Source organism: Bacillus sp. 0909A, from assembly GCF_036765115.1.
Lineage (GTDB): Bacteria > Bacillota > Bacilli > Bacillales > Bacillaceae > Bacillus > Bacillus mojavensis.
The window spans coordinates 132076-155718 of record NZ_JBAIZU010000004.1; the positions used below are offsets into that span (position 1 = coordinate 132076).

General features: G+C 46.4%; 18 protein-coding genes and 1 pseudogene. 5 read left to right on the plus strand and 14 right to left on the minus strand.

The window, feature by feature from the left end:
• Positions 1-17 precede the first annotated feature (17 nt).
• The 3 genes and pseudogenes from V6D42_RS15545 to yfmT form a co-directional block, all read right to left on the minus strand.
• The gene (locus V6D42_RS15545; RefSeq protein WP_333513824.1) at positions 18-1907 is read right to left on the minus strand and encodes an ABC-F family ATP-binding cassette domain-containing protein; all 1890 of its coding nucleotides are present in this window, start codon (positions 1905-1907) and stop codon (positions 18-20) included.
• Positions 1908-2033: 126 nt separating this feature from the next.
• Positions 2034-2399: pseudogene (locus V6D42_RS20365) on the minus strand (methyl-accepting chemotaxis protein); the annotation flags it as partial.
• A gap of 507 nt (positions 2400-2906) precedes the next feature.
• A complete protein-coding gene (gene yfmT, locus V6D42_RS15555) occupies positions 2907-4364 on the minus strand; it encodes a benzaldehyde dehydrogenase (RefSeq protein WP_333513825.1) in 1458 nt (485 codons plus the stop codon).
• A 247-nt stretch (positions 4365-4611) separates the two neighbouring features.
• Between yfmT and V6D42_RS15560 the strand changes: the two genes are divergently transcribed.
• The 3 genes from V6D42_RS15560 (at position 4612) to V6D42_RS15570 (ending at position 8156) form a co-directional block, all read left to right on the plus strand.
• On the plus strand, positions 4612-5997 hold the full coding sequence (locus V6D42_RS15560) for an amino acid permease (RefSeq protein WP_333513826.1): 1386 nt from the start codon (positions 4612-4614) through the stop codon (positions 5995-5997).
• A 103-nt stretch (positions 5998-6100) separates the two neighbouring features.
• On the plus strand, positions 6101-6811 hold the full coding sequence (locus V6D42_RS15565) for a YjjG family noncanonical pyrimidine nucleotidase (protein ID WP_229148858.1): 711 nt from the start codon (positions 6101-6103) through the stop codon (positions 6809-6811).
• Positions 6812-6923: 112 nt separating this feature from the next.
• The gene (locus V6D42_RS15570) at positions 6924-8156 is read left to right on the plus strand and encodes an MFS transporter (protein ID WP_333513827.1); all 1233 of its coding nucleotides are present in this window, start codon (positions 6924-6926) and stop codon (positions 8154-8156) included.
• A gap of 29 nt (positions 8157-8185) precedes the next feature.
• Here V6D42_RS15570 and V6D42_RS15575 read toward each other — a convergent pair whose 3' ends face one another.
• The 7 genes from V6D42_RS15575 to V6D42_RS15605 all read right to left on the minus strand — a co-directional run bounded on the left by V6D42_RS15575 (position 8186) and on the right by V6D42_RS15605 (position 18802).
• Positions 8186-9121: a putative nucleotide-diphospho-sugar transferase gene (locus tag V6D42_RS15575; RefSeq protein ID WP_333513828.1), complete on the minus strand. Its 936-nt coding sequence runs from the start codon at positions 9119-9121 to the stop codon at positions 8186-8188.
• Between the two features lie 14 nt (positions 9122-9135).
• Positions 9136-10299 (minus strand): glycosyltransferase family 2 protein, encoded by a 1164-nt coding sequence (locus V6D42_RS15580; RefSeq protein ID WP_229148854.1) that lies wholly within the window; start codon positions 10297-10299, stop codon positions 9136-9138.
• Between the two features lie 28 nt (positions 10300-10327).
• On the minus strand, positions 10328-11239 hold the full coding sequence (locus tag V6D42_RS15585) for a putative nucleotide-diphospho-sugar transferase (RefSeq protein ID WP_333513829.1): 912 nt from the start codon (positions 11237-11239) through the stop codon (positions 10328-10330).
• Between the two features lie 22 nt (positions 11240-11261).
• Positions 11262-12230 (minus strand): GDP-mannose 4,6-dehydratase, encoded by a 969-nt coding sequence (locus V6D42_RS15590; RefSeq protein ID WP_268446577.1) that lies wholly within the window; start codon positions 12228-12230, stop codon positions 11262-11264.
• A gap of 6 nt (positions 12231-12236) precedes the next feature.
• Positions 12237-13001: a glucose-1-phosphate cytidylyltransferase gene (locus tag V6D42_RS15595; RefSeq protein WP_333513830.1), complete on the minus strand. Its 765-nt coding sequence runs from the start codon at positions 12999-13001 to the stop codon at positions 12237-12239.
• Positions 13002-13241: 240 nt separating this feature from the next.
• Positions 13242-15161, minus strand: a complete 1920-nt coding sequence (gene ltaS1 / locus V6D42_RS15600; protein ID WP_333513831.1) for a lipoteichoic acid synthase LtaS1 — start codon at positions 15159-15161, stop codon at positions 13242-13244.
• A gap of 452 nt (positions 15162-15613) precedes the next feature.
• The gene (locus V6D42_RS15605) at positions 15614-18802 is read right to left on the minus strand and encodes a bifunctional cytochrome P450/NADPH--P450 reductase (RefSeq protein WP_333513832.1); all 3189 of its coding nucleotides are present in this window, start codon (positions 18800-18802) and stop codon (positions 15614-15616) included.
• Between the two features lie 149 nt (positions 18803-18951).
• Between V6D42_RS15605 and V6D42_RS15610 the strand changes: the two genes are divergently transcribed.
• Positions 18952-20025 carry a DUF3900 domain-containing protein gene (locus tag V6D42_RS15610; protein WP_333513833.1) on the plus strand — a complete coding sequence of 358 codons (1074 nt, stop codon included), beginning with the start codon at positions 18952-18954 and terminating at the stop codon, positions 20023-20025.
• A gap of 146 nt (positions 20026-20171) precedes the next feature.
• Here V6D42_RS15610 and V6D42_RS15615 read toward each other — a convergent pair whose 3' ends face one another.
• The gene (locus V6D42_RS15615; protein ID WP_103672159.1) at positions 20172-20522 is read right to left on the minus strand and encodes a hypothetical protein; all 351 of its coding nucleotides are present in this window, start codon (positions 20520-20522) and stop codon (positions 20172-20174) included.
• 91 nt (positions 20523-20613) lie between these two features.
• Entirely contained in the window at positions 20614-21723 is a 1110-nt protein-coding gene (locus V6D42_RS15620; protein ID WP_333513834.1) for an FAD-dependent oxidoreductase, read from the minus strand.
• Between the two features lie 161 nt (positions 21724-21884).
• Between V6D42_RS15620 and V6D42_RS15625 the strand changes: the two genes are divergently transcribed.
• Positions 21885-22388 (plus strand): MarR family winged helix-turn-helix transcriptional regulator, encoded by a 504-nt coding sequence (locus tag V6D42_RS15625; protein ID WP_333513835.1) that lies wholly within the window; start codon positions 21885-21887, stop codon positions 22386-22388.
• 191 nt (positions 22389-22579) lie between these two features.
• Here V6D42_RS15625 and V6D42_RS15630 read toward each other — a convergent pair whose 3' ends face one another.
• Both V6D42_RS15630 and V6D42_RS15635 read right to left on the minus strand, forming a co-directional pair.
• On the minus strand, positions 22580-23224 hold the full coding sequence (locus V6D42_RS15630; RefSeq protein WP_010333322.1) for a Bax inhibitor-1/YccA family protein: 645 nt from the start codon (positions 23222-23224) through the stop codon (positions 22580-22582).
• A gap of 115 nt (positions 23225-23339) precedes the next feature.
• Positions 23340-23507 (minus strand): YezD family protein, encoded by a 168-nt coding sequence (locus V6D42_RS15635; protein ID WP_010333321.1) that lies wholly within the window; start codon positions 23505-23507, stop codon positions 23340-23342.
• Positions 23508-23643 lie beyond the last annotated feature (136 nt).

Below are 23643 nucleotides of genomic sequence, written 5' to 3' on the forward strand. Positions count from 1 at the left end.
CTGCAGGCCGCACTTTTTTAGCTTTCCAGCTCTTCTATCATGAGGGACAATTCTGTCCAGCGATCCATCGCTGCCTCAAGCTCTTCCGCTGTTTTTGCCTGCTCGGCCATCAGCTCTTGAATTTTCCCGAAATCACTGCCCGCCGCGGCGATATCCGCTTCGAGCTGTTCATGCTTTTCTTCAAGCTCGGCAATTTTATCTTCAATGCCGTCCCATTCAAGCTGATCTTTGTAAGAAAGCTTTTTCCGTTTTTTCTTCGGTTCCGCCTCAGCTGTTTTGACTTCAGCTGCGGGTTTTTCAGCCATTTTTCTTGCTTTGGCCTGCTCCATATAGTCACTGTAGGAGCCTTGGAACCGTGAAATCACGCCATTCCCTTCAAATACAATCAAACGGTCTACGACGCGGTCAAGGAAGTAGCGGTCATGGGATACGGTGATGACAACGCCAGGGAACTGTTCAATATAATCCTCAAGCACGCTTAACGTTTCTGTATCCAAGTCGTTCGTCGGCTCATCGAGAAACAGCACATTCGGCTCCTGCATCAGAACCTGAAGCAAGTATAAACGCCGCTTTTCTCCGCCGGACAGCTTGCGGATATAGGTTTGCTGCATGGAGCGCGGGAAGAGGAAGCGCTCAAGCATTTGTTCAGCGGTGACGATATCGCCGTCCTCTGTTTTCACGACTTCCGCTGTTTCTTTAATGTATTCAATCATCTTCAGCTCACCGTTCATTTCACTGTGATCCTGGGTATAGTAGCCGATTCGTACTGTCTGGCCGATCGTAATATGGCCGCCGTCAGGAGTGATTCGTCCGGCAAGGCTGTTTAACAGCGTTGTTTTTCCAATGCCGTTCGGCCCGATGATCCCGATTCGTTCACCCGGTATGACCAGTTCATTGAATCGATCGACGAGTACGTTTCCTCCGTAAGCGATCATCACGTTCTCCGCTTCGATTACTTGCTTTCCAAGGCGGTGGGAGCCAATCGCAAAGTCGAGCGAGCCGGCTGACTGAGGGCCTTTCTGCTCCTTAAGCGACTCTACCCTGCCGATTCTCGCCTTTTGTTTTGTGGAGCGTGCTTTCGCTCCGCGTCTGAGCCAGGCCAGTTCACGGCGCAGCAGATTTTGCCGCTTCGTTTCTTTTTGCTCAGCCTGCGCTTCACGTTCCGCGCGCTTTTCCAAAAAGACTTCATAGTTGCCTTTGTAGGTATAGAGACTGCCCCGTTCAAGCTCATAAATGCGGTTTGTCACGCGGTTTAAGAAGTACCTGTCGTGCGTCACCAGCATGACGGCGCCTGGATATTGCGCCAAATACCCTTCAAGCCATTCAATCGTTTCATTATCCAAATGGTTCGTCGGCTCGTCTAAAATCAGAAGATCAGCGGGTTGAATTAAGTTTTTCGCAATCGCCACCCGTTTTTTCTGTCCGCCTGAGAGCTCGTTGACAGGCTTTGTCACGTCAGTTACTCCCAGCTTCGATAATACTGTTTTCGCCAAGGTATTCGCATCCCACGCATTGTTTGCATCCATTTTCGCCTGCGCCGCCAGCAGGTGTTTCTGGCGTTTTTCATCTTCCGGGTCTTCTCCCAGCTCATAGAGCGCCTTTTCGTATTCACGGAGCGTTCTCATGACAGCCGATTCACCGGAATAAATATGCTCCAGAACAGTTTGTCCAGCAGGCAGCTGCGGGTCCTGGTGAAGAAATTCAACATGCACGCTGCCGGATTTGGCGATGTCGCCTTCTTCAACAGATTCCAAGCCGGCAATCACTTTCAGCAGCGTTGATTTTCCGGTGCCGTTCGGCCCGATTAATCCGATTCTCTCATTCTCTTCAATATGAAAGGAGATATGGTCAAATAACGTCTTATCTCCGTATGTTTTGTAAAGGTTCTCCGCTTTTAATATGCTCATGGTTCCTATCAATCCTCACGTAAGTTCATGTGTACATTTTAAATCAGCCGCTGGAATAAAACTAGTAAAAGAGCAGACAAATTTCATGGGACAGAAAAAAAGACCGGGGACTCTGTCCCCAGTCTCTTACTCTTCTTCAAGCGCTTTTTCTGCCATTTTAGCGAGATGCTGCGCACTGCCTGAGATCTCCTGCATCGTGGCGGAAATCTGTTCAACAGCAGCAGCTTGTCCGTCAGTATGCTGATTAATCGATTCAATCGATTCTTCTAGCCCTTTTAACAGGCTGTGGATTTTTTTCGTGATCTGATCGATCTGGCCGACATTTTCTTTCGAATGCGTCGCAAGCTTTCTGATTTCATCCGCTACGACAGAAAAGCCTTTTCCGGACTCTCCTGCTCGTGCCGCTTCAATCGCAGCATTTAAACCGAGAAGATTACTTTGATCAGAAATGCCTTTCACGGTTACTGAAATATCGGCGATTTCTCCCGCGCTTTCGCTTACCTTTTTCGCTTGTGAAGAAATGCCCGACATTTGCGATGAGAATCCGTTAATGGAGTCAGAAATATCGGAAATGGCCGCAGCCGTTTGTTCAACGACAGCCGATAAGCTTTCCGCTACATCATGAAGCTTAGAGGACTCCTCAAGGCTCGTGCCGAGGCCCACTCCTCCAATTACTCTTCCGTTCTGGTCATGAAGCGGGATGGCGCGTGCGATCAATGGGAAACCGAATAATTCCTTCGGCACCATGCTCGTTTTTTTCTGATTGCTGCGGATCGCGTCTGTGATGATATCTCCTTCTTGCAGCGGATCTCCGGCTTTTACGTTAAGGGAAAAGGTTTTTGCCGGAATATTGACCAGCAATTTCTCCGTATCATAAATGCCGATTGTAATATCATCCTGAACCAGGCTGTTTAAATAAGGAGCTACTTTTACAAATGCGTCTAGAAGATCTGCTGTTTCATTTTCCGTTCTTATGCTCAATTCCAATCACTCCTTTTATTAGTAAGGGAAGCTGCGTTTTTCGTGCTGAACTGAAATCCATTTCAGTGTCGTAAATTCTTCAAGACTCCATTCGCCATTTAATCGGCCGAGGCCAGATTGCTTTTCACCGCCGAATGCCACATTCGGTTCATCATTAATCGTCGTGTCATTCACATGAATCATGCCTGTTTCAATGCGTTTCGCAAAAGCCACACCGCGTTCAAGGTTAGAGGTATGTACGGCTCCGCTTAAGCCAAACGGGGTATCGTTTGCAATATCCACCGCTTCGTCTTCTGAATCAAATGTCATGAAGGATACGACTGGCCCGAACAGCTCTTCCTTGGCAATGCTCATAAACGGTTTCACGTCTTTTAAGATGGTCGGCTCCACGATCGTTCCGTTAAATCCGCCAAGCTTCACCGGAACAGCCCCTTCTTCAATCGCCTTCTCAACAGATTTCATTAACCCGTCAGTCTGCCTGCTGTTGATTAAAGGCCCGATAATCGTATCAGGGTCCATCGGATCGCCGACTTTCAGCGATTCCACTTTTGCCTGATACAGCTCAAGGAATTGATCATAAATTGATGAGTGAACCAGTACGCGATTGGCTGACATACAGATCTGGCCTTGATGGGTAAATCTGCTGAACACTGCCGCATTGACTGCATATTCGATATCCGCATCTTCAAGCACGATAAAGGCACTGTTTCCGCCCAGCTCAAGAAGCGGCTTTTTAAAGTGCTTCATCGCGAGCTGGCCGATGTAGCTGCCCACTTTCGTAGAGCCTGTAAATGAGATGATCCGCGGCACCGGGTGTTCGACAAAGCTGTCACCGATTTCTGCAATGTCAGTGACAACAACATTCAGCAGTCCTTCCGGAACGCCTGCATTTTCAAAAATCTTCGCAATCAGCGTACCGCCGCAAATCGGTGTTTCTTCGTGCGGCTTCAAAACGACCCCATTGCCTGCTCCCAGTGCCGGGGCTACTGATTTCATAGATAAAAAGAATGGGAAGTTAAAAGGACTGATGACACCGACAACGCCTGCCGGCACGCGATATAATCTGTTTTCCTTGCCGTCTATTGTAGAAGGAAGGATTTTCCCTTCCATGCGGACAGGGAACGTCGCCGCTTCTTTGATGATGTTTTTCACGAGTCCGATTTCAAAAGCTGCTTTCAGTCTTGTTCCGCCCAGCTCTTCCATAATCAAATAAATGATGGCTTCTTCATTCTCTTCAATATACGTAACGGCTTTTTCTAAGATTGCTCTTTTCTCGAATGGGTTGACCGCATCCCATTTTTTCTTTGCCAAAGCCGCTGCCCGGTACGCTTCATCTACATCATAAGCAGTCGCTTTTTGAAAGGATGTGATTGTTTTTTGAGTATAAGGATTTTTGTTTTCCAATACATTTGGGCTGCTGCCCTCCTGCCATTTTCCACCAATAAATTGTTTGTTTAATTCTTCATATTGAAACATGGTCAGCATCTCCTTTTTACCAGCAAATCAAAATATGGCCAATCTATCATTTCTATCGGTTCACCATCAGCAAAATTCAATATCTCCTTTGTAAAAATTACTATATTATGATACGACAACGCTTTTTAGCTTCTATCGTTTAAAGCAGAAAAATATATGATTGACTGTGTCAAATTTCGACAATATAATACAACAAGAAATGTATATAATGATTAGAATATTTTGAAATCTTCAGGAGGAACTTTTCATGAGTTCATTATTTAGAAAAAAACCGCTTGAAACATTAAATGCGCAGAGCCAATCCAACAGCCTCGCTCGTACTTTAAGCGCATTTGATTTAACACTTCTCGGTATCGGGTGTGTCATCGGCACTGGGATTTTCGTTATTACAGGTACAGTGGCCGCGACCGGTGCCGGTCCCGCCCTGATCTTATCGTTTATTTTAGCGGGTCTTGCCTGTGCACTTGCCGCCTTCTGTTATGCTGAGTTTTCGTCTTCGATACCAATCTCGGGAAGCGTGTACTCATACTCCTATATCACACTTGGAGAGCTGCTCGCCTTTTTAATCGGTTGGGATCTCATGCTTGAATATGTCATTGCGCTGTCGGCGGTTGCCACGGGCTGGTCGTCGTACTTTCAATCGCTGCTCGCCGGCTTCAACTATCATATTCCGGCTGCGCTGGCAGGAGCTCCGGGAAGTACGCCGGGTGCCGTGTTTAACCTTCCGGCTGCGGTCATTATTCTCATCATCACTGCAATTGTCAGCAGAGGCGTCAAAGAAAGCACACGCTTCAACAACGTGATTGTGCTGATGAAAATTGGAATCATTTTATTGTTCATTATTGTCGGCTTCGGTTATGTCAAACCTGATAACTGGACGCCTTTTATGCCGTTTGGAATGAAAGGCGTCATTGTCAGCGCGGCAACGGTTTTCTTCGCGTATCTCGGATTTGACGCGGTATCCAACGCTTCAGAAGAAGTGAAGCATCCGCAAAAAAACATGCCGATCGGCATCATTTCAGCTCTGGCCGTCTGTACCATTTTGTACATCACGGTATCGCTTGTTTTGACAGGTATGATGCCTTATGCCAAATTAAATGTCGGTGATCCGGTTTCCTTTGCGCTTAAATTCGTCGGCCAGGATGCGGTTGCGGGAATTATTTCTATCGGTGCCATCATCGGAATTACAACAGTGATGCTCGCATTGCTGTACGCCCAGGTCCGTTTAACCTTTGCCATGAGCAGAGACGGTCTTTTGCCGGGATTGTTCGCAAAGATTCATCCGTCATTCAAAACGCCGTTCCGAAACACATGGCTGACAGGAATCGTCGCGGCGGGAATCGCAGGGTTCATTAATCTCGGCACACTTGCCCACCTTGTAAACATGGGAACGCTTGCGGCATTTACAGTCATTTCGATCGCTGTTATTGTGTTAAGAAAGAAACATCCGGAAATCAAAGCCTCCTTCAGGGTGCCGTTCGTTCCGGTTGTGCCAATCATCAGTGCTGGAATATGCCTTTGGTTTATGTACAGCCTTCCAGGCATCACATGGCTTTCATTTGTGATCTGGATCGCCGTCGGAACGCTCGTTTATTTCCTTTATGCAAAAAAACACAGCTTATTAAACAAATAATTGTAAGCCGTCGGTGCGGACATTTCAAACGTCCAATCCGCCGGCTTTTTTCGTTTTGGCGTGTGCTATACTTTGAGTACACATACAGAAAGGAAGACAAGCCTTGAAACCATACCGCACTTTATTATTTGATGTAGATAATACCATTTTGGATTTTACAGCAGCAGAAAAATCAGCACTGCGCCTGCTGTTTGAAGATCAGAACATTCCCCTTACCGATGAAATGGAGTCCCGTTATCGGACAATTAATCAAGGCCTCTGGAGAGCCTTTGAAGGAGGAAACATGACTCGCGATGAAGTGATGACCACCCGCTTTTCCGCTTTGTTCAAGGAATATGGCTATGAAGCAGACGGAGTGCTGCTAGACCAGAAATATCGCAGCTTTCTTGAAGAAGGGCACCAGCTTATGGACGGTGCCTTTGATCTCATCGCAAAACTGGAACAGCATTTTGATTTGTATATCGTGACAAACGGCGTTTCCAGAACTCAATATAAGCGTCTCAGAGATTCAGGATTATTTCCGTTCTTCAAGGACATTTTCGTTTCTGAGGACACAGGTTTTCAAAAACCGATGAAAGAGTACTTCGACTATGTGTTCGAACGGATTCCCCATTTTTCAGCGGAGCACACCTTACTCATCGGCGATTCGCTGACAGCAGACATCAAAGGCGGACAGCTCGCCGGAATTGATACGTGCTGGCTTAACCCTGGTATGAATGTCAATGAAACAGAGGTTGTGCCGACGTATCACATCCGTAAGCTTGAAGAGCTATATCATATTCTCAAAATCGAAAACACAATCATCAACTGTTAAGCGGCAGGTGCTGCTTCCTTCCAGAAGGAGTCTTTTTTCCTGTTGATAAATCCTTCACCTTATGAATAATATGGTGGTATGCACTGGTTATATATGTTAGGAGGAGAATCATTTGGCTATTGCCGCCCCGCTTAAAGAAAAACCTGTTCAAAAACCCGGCACCACCGTGTATCCGATCTTAATGATCATTGGAATCTGCCATATGCTCAACGATTCGCTGCAGGCTGTGATACCGGCCATGTTCCCTATTTTGGAACGCTCCATGAGTTTGACGTTCACACAGCTCGGCATCATCGCCTTTACGTTAAACATGGTGTCATCCGTCATGCAGCCTGTTGTCGGCTGGTATACGGATAAACGGCCGAGGCCGTACGCCCTGCCGATCGGGCTGACTGCCAGCATGCTCGGCATATTGGGCCTTGCATTTGCCCCGTCATTTGTGACGATCTTGTGCTGTGTGTTTTTTATCGGATTAGGCTCCGCCATTTTTCATCCGGAAGGCTCCCGTGTGGCATATATGGCCGCCGGCACAAAACGCGGGCTTGCCCAGTCCATTTATCAGGTCGGAGGAAACTCAGGCCAAGCGATGGCACCCCTGATTACCGCGCTGATCCTTGTTCCGCTCGGACAATTTGGTGCTGTATGGTTTACACTTGTTGCCGCGCTCGCAGTTATGTTTCTGCTTTATATTGCCAAATGGTACGCCGCTCGGCTCGGTAGTCTTGCACAGAAGCAGGGCACCCAAAAGAGAGTCGCTGTACAAAACTCGTCTGTCACCAAGTCCGTTATATCTGCTCTTATTATTATTATCTTTTTGATTTTCGCGCGTTCTTGGTATACGAGTGCGATCGGCAACTTTTACACGTTTTACGCGATGAATACATATCACGTAAGCATTCAGCAGGCTCAGAGCTATATTTTCGTCTTTTTGCTGTTTGGCGCTGTCGGAACCTTTCTCGGCGGCCCGCTCGCAGACCGTTTCGGAAAACGATTCGTCATTCTCTGCTCGCTGCTGTGCTCTGCGCCGCTGGCGATTCTGCTTCCATTTGCCGGCCCGGTTCTGGCCTATGGCGTACTCGCTTTGATCGGCTTGGTTCTCATGTCGAGCTTTTCCGTAACGGTTGTGTATGCACAGGAGCTTGTCCCCGGAAAAATCGGCACGATGTCCGGTTTAACCGTCGGCCTCGCCTTCGGTATGGGAGCAATCGGCGCTGTGGCGCTTGGTGCTCTGATTGACGCCGCGGGACTGACCCCGACCATGATTGCCATCGCGTTTCTTCCGATTCTTGGCATCCTCGCGTTTCTTTTGCCGAGTGACCAGAAACTGAGAGAATGGCATAGCTGAAAAAACCCCTGCCGGGCGGCAGGGGTTTTTTAATCAAGCTGTATAAAATGAGTGTCCGGCACCGCGTGTTTCGGGATAAAGCCGTCTGCAAAGTCCGGAAATGCCGTCTGTATTTCGTCAATCCACCTTTTCAGATTTAACACATACGGCATATAAATCATTTCAATGGCCGCTTCGTCTTCAATGCGGTAATACCAGCATAGATTAAATTCGTTCTCCGTCACCAACGTAAACCCAGAGAAATGATAGAAAATCAGCGGCGTTTCATCTAGATAAACGCGGCCGTTCTTTTGAGTCACCTTATAATTTTCTATATTCCAAAGCGCCGTATTGACTCCGGTTGATTTGACAACATGCACACCCTGATACTGCGCCGGCCACTTCTCCACATACCTTTGATCTCCGTACGTCTTTCTTTCCGTATTCATTTCCACCGTGCAATATTCAATGCAATCCTGTCTCCATTGCCATACCGCTTTATAAGCTTCTTCTGTATTCCGGGCGCCGACAAAGCCTGTGTTAAAACGTCCGGTCCGCTCATAATAAGACATGAACCGCGGCGAGTTGCGGTGATCGGTCAAATACAGAGCTGCCGCCGGGTTTTCGGCAAAAATGCGCGCTGGATCAGAAAAGAAAAACAAATCGGTATCCATATGGGCAAAATATTCGGCTTCATCCCACTGGCTCATGACATGGAACAAAAATGCGGGCTTCAGTGTCCAGCAATACTCATGGAACGTTCTATTGCTTTTCGCTTCCAATAGCTCCGGATCTTCCATTTCATGAAGCTGTACAAAGGTGACATGCTCCCATGGCACGTGCTGAAGCAATTCATATGCCTTCTGATCAACACACAGTACATATAAATGAAAATCATCACAATGCTCATGGAGGGAATGAATCATAGGCATCAGTTTAAAGATGTGCGTCCTTGACACTATTGTTGAAAAATGAAATTGACTCACCATACCACATCCATTTATCTAAGATCCACGTGCAGTAAATCATTGACAAGCGCATACAGTGCATTAGAAAAATCGTTCACGCCAAGCTTCTTCTTCGCTTTTGGCAGAAGCTTTTTTACGGCTTGCAAATCAAAGTTTTTCGCAGTCACCCTCGGTGTTTTTTTCTGCCAATCCGGGTCCAGATTGCGATCCTTCACGACATGGAGCAGCTCAAGAAACAGATGTAGCAGCATGTCGTATTTCTTCGAGTCCAGCAGCTTGTGTATATCAGACATGATCCTGTTGGTCATGTCTGGAGGGAATGGGCCGTTAAAGGCAAGATGAACATCTAATGACTGAATGTTGTTATATTTGTCGCACATATAGGCAATGTTTGTTCTGATATCGTCTACTGACTGACAATTGCTTGGGTGCTCCTGATGAACGCTGACAATATCGCGATGCAGTCTGAACGTCAGTCCGGCCTGATGGAGCCTGATCCCAAGATCATAATCCTCGAACCCGTACCGTACAATGCCTTCGTCAAACAAACCGAGATCAGCCACATGCTTTCGTTTTACTGATGAATTGTTTGTGATAAAAAAACGCCACGGCATATGGTAGCCCTTTAAGTCATCGCCGTATTCATCCAGTATCCGCTTCAGCACGTCAATAAAATCGGTATCAAGGTCAAAGCTTTGATTTAGGAAGCTTTCGTTTTTGATATCCGCCTCTGACAGAAGCTTTTGTTTGTCTTTTTTCGGCATTTCATCATATAACTTTGCGAGCTGCTTCTTATGTTCATCTTCAAAGCGCTCATAATAATAGCTGTAGATCCTTTTCCAAAACAAACCGCACACGACAAGATTCTCTTCGTTTTCATGGGCTTTGATATGCTTTGCCACAAGATCCTTGGCAGCAAGCATATCGCTGTCATGGAATATCAGAATATCTCCTCTGGCATTGCGGACTGCCTGATTTCTTCCGTAGGCAATGCCCCTGTTTTCTTTAATCCGTACAAAAATCAGCGGAAAGTCCGCTTGAAACGATTTGAGCATCGAGAGTGTCCCGTCCTCAGAGCCATTATCCGCTACGATGACCTCAAACTCTTCATCGCACTCCTGCTGGTTTAAGGACAGAAGACTGTTATAGAGGCGCTCCTTTGAATTATATGCAGGAATAATAACGCTTGCTTTCACTTCATTTTCACTTCCTGTATTTAATCATTTATTTGTTATCATCTTTTGAAGCAAAACCGTTAAATTCAGGGTCTAGCGCTTTGATATGCTGAATGATATGCGGCAGGGTCTGCTGGTACAGCTCATGCACAAACGGCAGGTCTGTGCGTGTTGTTTCGTGAATCTGTTTGATTTCATTGATGCTGACGATTCGATATCCGCTGAAATGATAGAAGATCAGCGGGTTTCCATCTTCCAATACAATCCGTCCATCCTTCCAGGAAAACGTGTGCTGTCCGTAATTCCAATGGCCGATGTTCACACCTGGTGTCGTAATGTCACACACATTCGGAAACAGCTCAGACATATAATCCAAATAGCCCTGATCCCCGAATTTCCCTTCACCCGGCGCATTTTTACACTCCTCAAGACAGCGCTCCTTCCACCACTCCAAACAATCCGTCCCTGCTTTATCATGTTTAAAGCTGATAAAGCCCGAGTTATATCTGCCTAACAGACGCTGCAGCATATCAATTTGCTCTCTTTCAAACGAAGGGATAATGATATCGCCCCGGGAAAGCAGCACCGAGCAGTCCGGCTGGTTCGCAAATATCGGTGACGGATCGGCGTAGAAAAATAAATCTCCGTCAATATACGTCACTCGTTCCAGCTCGGGATTGCTGTTCAGCACAGCTTGGAGAAAGATCGGCTTCATCGTCCAGCAGAATTCGCTTTGATCTCGTGTATCCTTCAGCTTCAGGAGCGTTTCATTTTCAAGCGCTGCCACCGGCACAAGAGTCAGCTGCTTCATATTCAATTTCTGCAATACGCGGTGCGTGTCATCATCCATACAAAGCGTAAAAATGGGGCTGTCTTGATCGACTTGCGCTAAAGACTTAAATAGAGCGACTGCCTGATATAATCTTCCTTTTGATAAAACGGTGCAATAGGCGCTCGTCATGGTATGTTCACCTCATTTCGCGTTACTTTTTGAAGAATTCTGTATACCACCCAATGGTTTTTTCAAGTCCTTCATCAATGGTGTAAGCAGGTGTCCAATTCAGCAGCTTTCTCGCTTTTTCCGCGGATAAATATTGGTGCTTGATTTCATTGCTTCCCTGGTTCAGCACCTTTGGCTTCAGATTGCTGTTCATTTTCTTTAATATTTTTTCGACTAATTCAAGCACAGTCAGCTGAATCTCATTGCTGAAGTTAAAGGCTTCCCCGGCGAGATTGTGTTCCTCCATTTTCTCCGCCAGAAGCAGGTAAGCCTGAACGGCATCTTCAATATAGAAATAGTCGCGGACAAAGGTGCCGTCGCTGCGGATTTCGGGAGCTTCCCCGTTCAGCACGAGCTGAATCGTCTGCGGAATGATGCGGTTGAAGTTCAAATCCCCGCCGCCGTACAGATTTCCGCAGCGCGTAATACAGACCGGAAGGCCATAGGTGTGAAAATACGTATGGCTGATCAGATCCGCGCAGCTTTTCGATACGTCGTACGGATGCTTGCCTTGCAGCGGCATATCTTCATCGTACGGAAGGTTTTCTTGATCGCCGTATGCCTTATCGCTTGACGCGACAATGACACGCTTGATTAACGGATGCTTCCGGCAGGCCTCAAGAACATTCCACGTGCCGAGAATATTCGCCTCAAAAGTGGAAACCGGGTTGCGGTTCGCAACGCCGACAATCGCTTGTGCAGCGAGGTGAAACACCGTGTCGATTTCATACTCTCCAAGCGCGCGTTCAATCACGGGCAAATCTTCAAGAGCGCCCTGCACGATGTTCATTTTCTTCACATGTTCTCCCTGATAAAGATTGGACTGAGGCACATGATCTCTGACAAGCCCCGTCACGTTTGCGCCCTGTTCGATCAGCTCTTTCACCAAATAGCTTCCTAAAAGACCTGTACAACCCGTGACAAATACGTTTTTATTTTTCCAGAAACTCAAATCAGTTCACCATACCTTCCATACATGTTGTCCTTGATCCCACATCTTGTTGACTTCCAAAAGATTTTTATACGTATCGATTGCCGTCCAAAATCCGTAATGGCGATACACGGCAAGTTCACCGTCTTTCGCAAGGTTTTTCAGCGGTTCATCTTCGAACATGGCGTTCCCGTCCTTCGGCAAATAATCGAAAACCTTTGGATCGAGAACGAAAAATCCGCCATTGATGATGCCGTCACTCGATGTCTTTTCAGAAAATGTTTTCGCTATACCATCCTCAACCGTCAAGGTGCCGAACTGCGAGACCTTATCAATGCCGGTGACAGTCGCAGCAGCACCCTTTGTCTGATGATAGCTGATGAGATGAAAAAGATTGATATTGGCCAGCCCGTCCCCATAGGTGAGCATAAACGTTTCATTGCCGATATAGTCCTTCGCCTGCAAGATTCTTCCGGCTGTCAGCGTATCTTCCCCTGTCTCCAAAAACGTAATTTTCCACGTTTCAGGCTTTCCCAGCATCTGCACCTCTCCTGTAGAGCTGTCGAGCGTGAGGCTGTTGTGCTTCCATTCGTAATTCAGAAAATATTCTTTAATTTTTTCTCCTTTGTAGCCTAAAAGCAGAATAAACTCGTTCACTCCGTAGTACTGATAGATTTTCATAATATGCCATAGAATCGGTTTTCCGCCTATCATGGCGAGCGGTTTAGGAAGTTCATTCGTGACCTCACTCATTCTCGTTCCTTTTCCGCCGCAGAGAATGACCGCTTTCATCTCTACCCCTCATCTCTATGAATATTGAGTTCGAAACCTTGGTACCTCCTTACAATCTATCAAGGCATTTCCCCGATAATTTGTCCGATTCCAATACCGGTTTCAAAATCTACTGTAATGATATGAGAGAGAGGCGGCCTTGGTGACCAAATGGAATCTATTTTTTCAACTTGGTTATGTAACCACACAAAAAAAGAGCCCTGAGCGCGGCAATGCGCCCGCTCAAGGCTCTTCTTTGTCTTATTCGATATCTTTTTCCTTGCCGTAATGATAATCAGACGGATCAACGGCTTTAAAGTCACTGAGTTTGTGGAATCTCAGCAGGTCTTTGTAAAGGACACTGTCTGAAAGCTTCAGCTGCTGTGTCACTCTTGTTTTCAGGTTCTTCGTATCTTCATTCGCTTTTACTTCTTTACCTGTCTTCGTATCATAGATGATATTGTCGACAGATGTGTACTTCGGCGTTACGAAGTCGCCGTTTCTAAACGCCACTGTGTCGTCGTGGTCTTTAGAGAATAAATCGGTACCGAAGTTGATATATTTCTCAGAATCAATACCTTGCAAGTGAAGAAGTGTCGGCATGACGTCAATTTCGCCGCCATACGTATGATTCACTCCGCCTTTTTTGCCAGGGATGCGGATCATCAGAGGCACGCGCTGGTTTTGCGCGTTTTGATAATCTGTGATCTCTTTTCCGAGAATTTCTTTCATCGCGCGGTTATGGTTTTCAGAGATACCATTGTGGTCACCGTAAATCATGATAACTGAGTTGTCATACAGACCTGCTTCCTTCAGTTCCTTGAAGAATTGTTCAAGGGACTCGTCTAGGTAACGGGCAGTCTGGAAATAGCTGTCGACTGTATTATCGCCAGTCGTCGCTTTCTTAATCGTCGCGTCTTTTTCATCCAAGTTAAACGGATAATGGTTTGTCAAGGTAATCAAATGTGCGTAAAACGGCTGTTTCAGAGATTCAAGTTTTGGAATCGATTCTGTAAAGAACGGCTTATCCTTGAGCCCCATATTAATGATGTTTTCTTCTGACATGTCATACGTGCTTGCGTCGAAAAATTTGTCATAGCCGATATGTTTGTAAATCTGGTCGCGGTTCCAGAACGATTTGTAGTCACCATGCAGGACGGCGCTAGTATAGCCTTCCTTCTGATCCAAAATCGCAGGAAGCGACTGGTATGTGTTTTCGCCTTTTGTAACAAATGCGGAGCCTTCCGGAAGACCGAAGATCGAGTTATCCATTGTCAGCTCGGCATCAGATGTTTTCCCCTGACCTGTCTGATGGAAGAAGTTATCGAAGTACGTGACGTCTTCGCCGCCGTGGGCCAGTTTATTTAAGAATGGCGTAACTTCTTCACCGTTCAGCTTGTAATCAATCAGGAACGACTGGAAGCTTTCCAGGTGAATCTTAATGATGTTTTTGCCTTTGGCAGACCCAAAGTACTCAGCGTTCGGCTTCGCGTAATGAGACGTCGTGTAATTCTCGACACTTGTCAGATCATCGCTGCTTGCATACGCTCTTTGCGTTTCTGTTTGAGCCGTCTGCACACCGTCATAAATGGTGTAATTGTAAAGACCTAAGTATTTTACGATATAATTGCGGTCAAACGTTCTTGTCAGCAGCTGCGGGCGGTCTTTTTCCGCAAAATGCAGGTTGATGAAAAACAGTGCGACCCCGGAAAGAATCACCAAAGACGCAAAACGTTTTTTCATTTTGAATTCTTTGAATTCAGGTCTCCAGATCAATACCGCAATCAAGATGATAATATCTAAGAAATAGAAAATATCATGACCAGCCATGATGCTGAAAATACCGTCGCCCATGTTTCCGACGTTGCCGGACTGTTTAATGTTCGGGAACGTTAAGAAATCATCAAAGAAACGATAGAATAAAATATTTGCATATAAAATGAACGTCATCACAAAATCAATAATCAGCATGATAATAGCCGATTTTCGCCCTTTCGCAAGCAAAGCCAGTCCTAAAAAGAAGACGGCGCTTGAGAACGGGTTAAACACCAAAAGGATTTCTTGGGTTGTGCCTTTTACCCCAAGGTTAAACTCTGTTTTGTAGGATAAATACGTTTTTGCCCAAAACAGTATAACAGCCAACACAAAAAAGCTAAGTTTGTAAGAAAAAAGTTTCTTCATGGCAACCTCTACTTTCTTAAACACTTTAAGTCTTTATTTACTTTTACTTTCTCTTTTATCCTGTCTTCCAATTCCTTCTTTCCAAACAAAATCAAGGCATCACACAACAAATAAATATACCGCGCTATACCGGGATATTTACGTTTTGCACCATACCATTTCTATTACACTTATTTCAAACCAAACACTGGACGAAAGAAGCCCTCAATTCGTTTCACTTTTTTCTCGGAAATAAAAAAGGTTTCTTTTGTCCTGCCCGCTTTTGGAAAAAAAGAAATAGATACCGAGTATAAGAATAACATAAACTAGCAAAAACGAAAAATAGGTCTTAAGGACAGCCCGCCCTTCAGGCGGACTGTGGTTATTGTATGCACAGACGTTTAGCGAGATCACATTTTTTTAAAAAGGACATAACAAAAAGACTGGATCTCTCCAGTCCTTTGTAAAAACAATCAAATCCCCGACCAGACATCCTTTGCATACATGCCTGTTTCCTGCAGATGTCTGAGCCAGCCTTGCGCTTCTTCTTCACTGGTGCCATGAACAGATTGATACGCGTTCTGCAGCGCGGCCTCCACATCAGGCGCCATCCTGCTGCCGTCACCGCATACATAAAGACGGCCGCCGCGGTCGAGGATCGAAATTAAGGTTTCCGCATGCTCCGCCATGAGGTGCTGAACGTACGTTTTCGGTATGCCTTCTTTACGGGAAAAAGCCGTGTGCACAGTAACAATTCCGTCTTGTTCAAACTGCTTAAGCTCATCACGGTAAATAAAATCGCTGTCGTTTCTGCAGCCAAAATAAAGATGGGCTTCGCCGAGCGTTTTCCCCTCGCGTTTTAAAGCTGACCGGGCTTGCAGGAATCCGCGGAATGGCGCAACCCCTGTTCCCGGCCCCACCATGATGATTGGTGTTTCAGGGTCTTCCGGAAGCTGAAATCGGGATTCCGGCGTGCGGACAAACATCACAACATCATCTCCCGCCTTCCGCTCCGCCAAGTCATTCGATGCCACTCCGCGATATTCGCCGCTGCCGCTCCAAGCCGGCCCGCGCACAATGCCTACAGTTATCGCGGCTTGTTCCGGATTCACCCGCGGGGAGCTTGAAATCGAATAATACCGCGGTTTTAACGGGCGTAAAAGCTCTAAAAACCGTTCAAACGGCATTTCACATGATTCATATTGCTCGAACAGATCCAGCATGGAAATCCGTTTTTTCAAAATTTGTTCCTGATAAACGCCCTCTTTCGTCATATCTTCCAATTCACGTTTATGAGGCGGACAGACGGTAAATGCGGCCAGCTCGCGTATTTGCGCCCTGGTTGCCGCTTCCTGCACCTCAACGCTGTAGCTGAGCAGATCATGCAGGCTGACAGGCCGATCCAAAGGCAGGTGCCCGGAGCTGCGCCCGCTTGCCGTCAGTGTAACTTGGTCTGTTCCTTTTAAGCCGAATCTGTGAAGAATCCGGCTGACATTTGTCCGGCTGTTCCTTGGAAGAACGCCAAGGTGATCGCCCTCCCGATATTCGACGCCAGAAGGCAGCGCAATTTCGATATGGCGGGTGCTGCGGCCACTGTCTGCGGACTGGAGTTCTCGATTTTCCGCAATGGATGCGTGAACCGCTTCATACGACCGGGCTAATGGGGATTCTCCCAGCCCCCTGACAAACTGAAGGCTCAGCGTGCTTCGCTCCTTATCAGCGTTTTCATTAAGCTCGAGTCCGAAGGCTTTGATGGCGTCCGACCACATGCTTTTTTTCCACTGGTCAAGCTGTCCTTCAAAATCCCCGCTGACATCGCCCTCTCCGCGTGCAGAAAAGCGGGTCGCCCCTTTTTCCGCTAGCTGCTCGTCAATGGTTCGCGGAACGTACTGATACGTGCTTGCCCAGTTATGATCTCCGCAGCCAAACACCGCATAATGGACACCCTCCAGCTCACCTGGCTGTATTTCTTCAAGCCACTGCACAAACTGACCCGCATTACTTGGCGGTTTTCCATTATAGGAAGAGGTGACGATCACAACGGCTCCCTCTTTCGGCAGCTTTCCAATCTGATCGTTCAAGGGCGCCACCTCAGTCCTTACGCCGTGAAGACTCGCTGTATCAGCAAGCTCCCGGGCGACGCCTTCCGCGGTGCCGGTATCAGAGCCATACAGTACGAGTAGCGGCCGGTTATTGAGACCAATAACCGAAGCACTCTTCGTTTCCTGTTTGCTCTTTTGTTCATCGTCACGCGCCGCTTTTTCCTCCGACGGGACGCCGGCATGAATCGCTTCCTGATTTCGCGTTTGAACTCGGATGTGAAAATCACCGGGCTTAAGTGTCAGCGTTTGTTTGATATCAAGCTCATAATTCTCGTGATCAATCAAAGTAAAATATTTTAATACCATGCCCAGTACAAGTGTAGCCTCATGCAGGGCAAACTGCATGCCAATACAGGCTCTCTGTCCATTCCCGAACGGCTTGTAGGCATGATGAGGCACTTGGTCCTGATGTTCGAACCGTTCTGGACGGAATTCTTCAGCGTCCTCTCCCCATGCGTCTTGATCGCGGTGAAGCTGCGGAATCAAGACAGAAATTCTGTCCTTGGTTGTGATCGGATATTTTCCGCCAATGACCGTATCTTCCTTCGGATAAAGACTGAAAGCCGGAGCCGTCGGCCATAAGCGCAGTGATTCATTTAAAATCATCCGTATGTATTTCAGCTCGAGCACTTGTTTATAGGTCGGCGCTGCACCCGTCAGCACCCGGTCGACCTCTTCATACGCCTTTTTCAGTTTGTCAGGATGCTTCAATAAAAAGTAGATCGCAAACGACAGCAGGCCGCTCGTTGTTTCATGCCCGGCAATTAAAAATGTAATGATCTGAAAACGGATATTTTCATCATCAAGCTTCTCTCCGGTCTCCGGGTCTTCCACCTTGAGCATCCGGGCAAGCAAATCTTTTTCATCCTGATCCCCATCCGCCTTGCGCTCCGCAATAATGCTGTCGACTAACGAAAACATCGTTTGAATATCGTGGTGGAATTGGCGCTTTGTTCTCACCATGAGTTTATCTTGAACATCGAGCCGCTGCATCTGGTGCATCGCTTCATCCAGCGCGCGTACCATGCTGTTGATAAACGGATGAGGTGTTTCTCTGTAGTAGCTGTTAAAACGATAGTTAAACCCGCATAATCCAATTGTGTCCAGCGTCAGCCGGGTCATATCAGCGGGAACATCGACTGCTTCATTCGGATTGAGCCTGGCCCACTTTTGAATCAGCTGAACAGCGATATCAACCATTTTTTCATGATAATCCTTCATGGCCCGCTGACTGAACGTCGGCATCAAAATGTTGTGCGCTTTTCTCCAGTTGGGCTCATGCGTCCAGCTTGTAAACAATCCGTCACCCGAAAACGCGCGAACCTTTTCCAAAGCGCCTTCAATGCTTTTATCGAAACGCTCTTCATCACAAACCTCTTGCACGAATTCATGGCCGGACACCACAATTGTCGTACCCGCCGGTGTGTGAATTTGAAAAATGGGGCCTTGCTCTTCCGCCAATTTGATCAGTGACAGAGTCGGTTTATCTTTATCAATTAAAGGAAGATTGCCGAGCGGTCCAAACGTCTTCGGCTGAGGAATCGGGCTTGTTTCCTTCATCGAACCATTCCTTTCCGTATGTAATGCTTTCTATCTGAATACATTTCCCTTTCATGGTGACGATTATTCGATTTCTCTGATTGACGTCTGATCGTTGTTTTTTCTATACTTGAGAAGCTGTACAATACGCAAATAAGGTGAGTTCACATATGGATTTTGAAATTCGATTTTTATCCTTTTATGTCATACAGGTGGAAGGCAAGGATGAGCAGGCAAACAAGCAATTCAAGCACTTCCAGACCCTTGATACAGAGGAGTTTGAAGAAAGCGAGCTGAAGGACTTTCTTGACGGAGAGCTGAAAAAAATCGTCAAACGGAAAGCCGACCGCCATCCGCCATCCGAGCAGGTGCCGACGAAAATCGGCCATTTTATCGTCGAGCCCGGCCACGAGCTGGATTCCAACCCGAACTACAACTTGTTCAACCGCGCCCGCCTGGCGGAAACCAAAGAGGACTTTAACGAGCTGAGCGAACAGTTCGTCCGCACGTACCTCGACACGAGCGCGGTCCGCGGCGGTGTGTTCTTAGTCGCTTCGGCTGTGCCGAGAAAATACTTCGACGAGTCATTTGTCTTCATTATGAAATGTGATTTTGAGCCGAAGGTCGCCCGCATCTCAGACGCGTCTTCCCTCATTAAAAAAGTCGAAATGGCCATCACGACAAAAAACATGAAGAGCATCCAATACCCGTTCATGCCGGAGGAAGGAATGATCGAGGAAGGCGAGCTGAAAATCCACCAGGCCTCGCACGCCCGCTATTTCGAGGATTTCCTGAAATTCGTTGAGTACGGTGAATCAATGCCGGAAATCATGAAAACCCAGGTCATGAACATGGTGCAGGAGCACGTCTATGAGACATTTGAGGACAACAGCGAAGAGCTCAAGCAGTTTGAACAAGACATCGAAATCTGGGAAGCGAGCGAAAAGCGGGAAATCCAAGAACGCCTCGACACACATCAAGTGATCGAAGCCTCCGCCCAGATCATTGAGCACACGCCGGAGGCCGAGCTGAAAATGAAAGTCGGAGAAACCGAGATTAAAGGATTGCTAGCTGATTTTGGCGAATCGATTCATCTCGCAAAAGTGAACGGGCGCTATGTCGCGCTGATTGAAGCGGAGACGATTTCGTTTGAGAAGGGCAGCTCGCCGGTGGAGTTTTATAAGCCTGAGGGGCTGCATGAGGTGATTGAGCGGATACAACAGAGGAACACAGAACAGCAATAATATAAATCTTTCAAATTATTTAAAGAAAACATAGTCTATTAGATTTATGTAATTTTAAAAAAGGTAGTTAATAATATTTAAAATAAGAAATACTGAATATTTTAGAGTAACGCTGCCAGCAGTATAAATGCAGGCAGCGTTATAATTTATCGTTTGACTATAAAAGCTGGGGTTTTAATGTTAAATTTTGCGCCAGAGGCTCTATTAGTAGCTATAAGTCTTACTCGGGCACTATTTTTCCCCTTTTTTAATGACTTCTGATTTTTCAACTTAAACACCTTTGCTGGTGTTGAGTGGCTAAAGGAACCCTTTTTCACTTCATTTACAACCCAATCATGACCATTCCACACTTCTACTCTCATTGAGTAATCAAATGTTGCAATTGAACCTCCACCGTATGTTGCTACACAATCAATCGATGTGGCCCTCTCTGAATAAGAATCAGCATCTGTACAAATTTTCAACACATAATCTGAATAATAAGTATTACATGGCATACAAATTTCCCCTTCCTAAAGTTCAGTTCACAGCACTTAAAATGTTTAAAAAATACTGTGTTCATCTATAAGTGGCAAACGTATGACATTTCTAATATCCTCCCCTCAACACCGCATAGCACTCTCCAATCAGCTCTTCCGCTCCCGGCTCTCTTTTCAGCCCGCGGCGGACGATTTCTGAAGATAAGTCCTGCACTTTGAGTGCTCTTGGTGCTCTTCTTTCATAGTATGCCTGAAACGCGGGTTCGAGGTCGTCATGCTTTTTGAGCTCTTCGGAAAGCACAATCGCATCTTCAATGGCCATGGCCGCTCCTTGTGCCAAGGTCGGCGCTCCGGCATGGGCGGCGTCTCCTCCGATGACGACGCGGCCTTTGTACCATGGCTCCTGCACTGCGATTTGTTCTAGTTTATTAAAAATGATGGGGTGTTCTTTTGACATATGCTTTGTGACAAAATCAAGCCCCGGGAAGCCTGAGAGAATCTCTTTGACTCTATCAAACCGGGTCTCTTCCTCATCCCAATAATCGCTCGTGCAAGGCTGGAGGACGAAGACATAGCCGGCGTGTTCCGCCAACGGCACAACGCCGATTTGTGTCTCGCCGCTTCTGTACATCAATGTCGCGTCCTCAAATGTGTCATCGGGAAGCTCGATATAAAAGCGCCACGCCCCCATGCCGAGAAACTCTTTTTCTATTTCTTTTTGCAGCATGGCATCCCGCACAATGGAATGAATGCCGTCAAAGCCCGCCAGAATGTCAGCCTGCATCCTTTCTCCATCATCACATACGGCAGTAACCGCTTCAGGCGTTTCTTCATAAGCCACAATCTTTTTCCCCCACAAAATCCTTGCGCCCGAAGCTTCGGCATGCTTGATGAGAATGTCATTTAACGTTTTTCGCAGGATATTATTGCGGCCCGGAAGCTTATCATCTAAGAAAGACTCACTGACTTTGAATAATAGATTCCCCTGCTTATCGAATGTTTTAAACCACGCTGTTTGAAATCCATGCTCGCAGCACTCTTCACATACGCCCAGCTCCTTTAACACCGCCAGTGCGTTTTGCGGCTGGAGAATCCCCGCGCCGGTCTTGCGGTTTTCTGCAGCCGCTTCACATAAGGTGACGGAAAACCCTGCTTTCCTGAGAGAAATGGCTGCCGACAGCCCGCCAATTCCGCCTCCCGCTATCAGTATATGTTTCATGTTGATAACCACCTTTTCAGTTCGCTGTATGTAGTTAGGCACCTAACTACATTACCTTACTATGTCCGGCAAACAGCTGTCAAACACCTCTAACGCAGGTTGCGTTCTGATTTTCCCTCCATTATAATCGTGTCACGACAAACGTACGGGAGCTTATTGTGATGGAATTAAAACATTTACCGAAATACAAGCATATAACAGAACATGCCGAGACGTATTCCAATGTGGACGCCGGCTCTCTTGAATTGTTTTTATCTTTGTTTGATATCTCGAAAAAAATGAATCATGTGATGGAGCATTATTTCGCCAGACGCGGATTGTCTGAAGGAAAATTTAAAATCCTGATGCTTTTGTTCGACGCAAAGGGCCACACGTTAAGCCCGACGGAGCTCGCCAAGCAATCAAACGTCACGAAGGCAACGATTACCGGCCTGCTTGACGGACTGACGAGGGACGGATTTGTCCGCCGCAGGCATCACAACGAGGATAAACGAAAAATTAGCATTGAGCTCACAACGGAAGGCAAAGAACGGCTGGAGCAATTTCTGCCCGGCCATTTCAGCAGGATTTCTTCAGTAATGGAAAACTACAGCAATGAGGAAAAAGACATGTTCGTAAATATGCTGAGTGATATGTTTGAAAAGCTAAGCGTGTTTAAAGACTAAAAAACCCGTCCGATCTGGACAGTCTACAGCACTTTTTCTTAAGGAACGGTGACAAATATGCCGTTGAACACAAACACAATGCCGATCAGAACGGATGTAAAAATGCCGGACACCTTTGTCAGGGCCACTGGTACATAAAAAAACGCCAACCGTTACAAAAAGCGCCTATCTCAATGACAGGCGCTTTCTGATTAATCATCACTGCTTAAAATGCCAAAGAAGCGAAGCAGGTTGATGAACAAGTTGATAAAGTCAAGGTACAGCGATAATGCCATAACCGGAATTAAGTCCTCCGTAATATCGCGGTGTTTGATTTGGTTCAAATCATACAAGATGTAAAGGGAAAAGACGATGGTTCCAATAACGGAATACGCCATCATCGCCGCGGAATTCAGCGGGCTGAAGATGCTGAAAATGCCAACCGCAATTAGTGCGATGAGCGCTACGAGCAGAAACGATGACAGGAACGATAAATCCTTCTTCATCTTTGCGCCGATTGTACCGAGCACAGCAAAAATTAAAAATGTAGATCCGAACGCTTCAAGCACCACATAGGCGCCGGCAATTGAAGCGTAGTGGCTGACAATTGGAAATAGGGTAATGCCGGAAACAAAGGCGAATGTATAAACAAACGCATACCCGACCGCTTTTCTTCTGCGCATCCAGAAGGCGATAATGATCATCGCCACTTCAAGGATCGAAAGCGGCAGCATTAAAGCGACAGGAATAAACTGGCCGATGTACAGCCCGACCGTTGCGATTAGCAGTGTAAAGATAAACACTGTCAAAATGCGCTGCATGATCGAATGCTTACTCTCATGAACTGTAGCTTGCATGTCAAAAATCCTCCTAAGAAATGATCTTAAAGGTCTATTATATAAAAAATGGATGAAATATGTATATGTTTTAAGGAGAATTTAATGTCGAACAAAAACCTTTAAAACACCTCTTTTACTTCGATTCTTTGCTTTTCAGTGAGAAACGGTGCTTTTCCACCTTCTCAATCTGGGTGACCTGGGAATCATGTACGGTGATTTGAACGGTGCCGAAATCCAGTGTTTCCAACGAGCTGATGATTTTTTCAATCACTTTCGGATCAACGGTTGTTTTTGAAAGCAATGACCTTCCCCCCTGTTCAGTTTTAATCCATAGTATTCTTATAAGAATTATAATATTATGTTTTTTCCAATAAATCAATAGTGATTTCCATTCAAATCAAAAAGGCATATGATCACCCAATCAAGGGACGGTCATA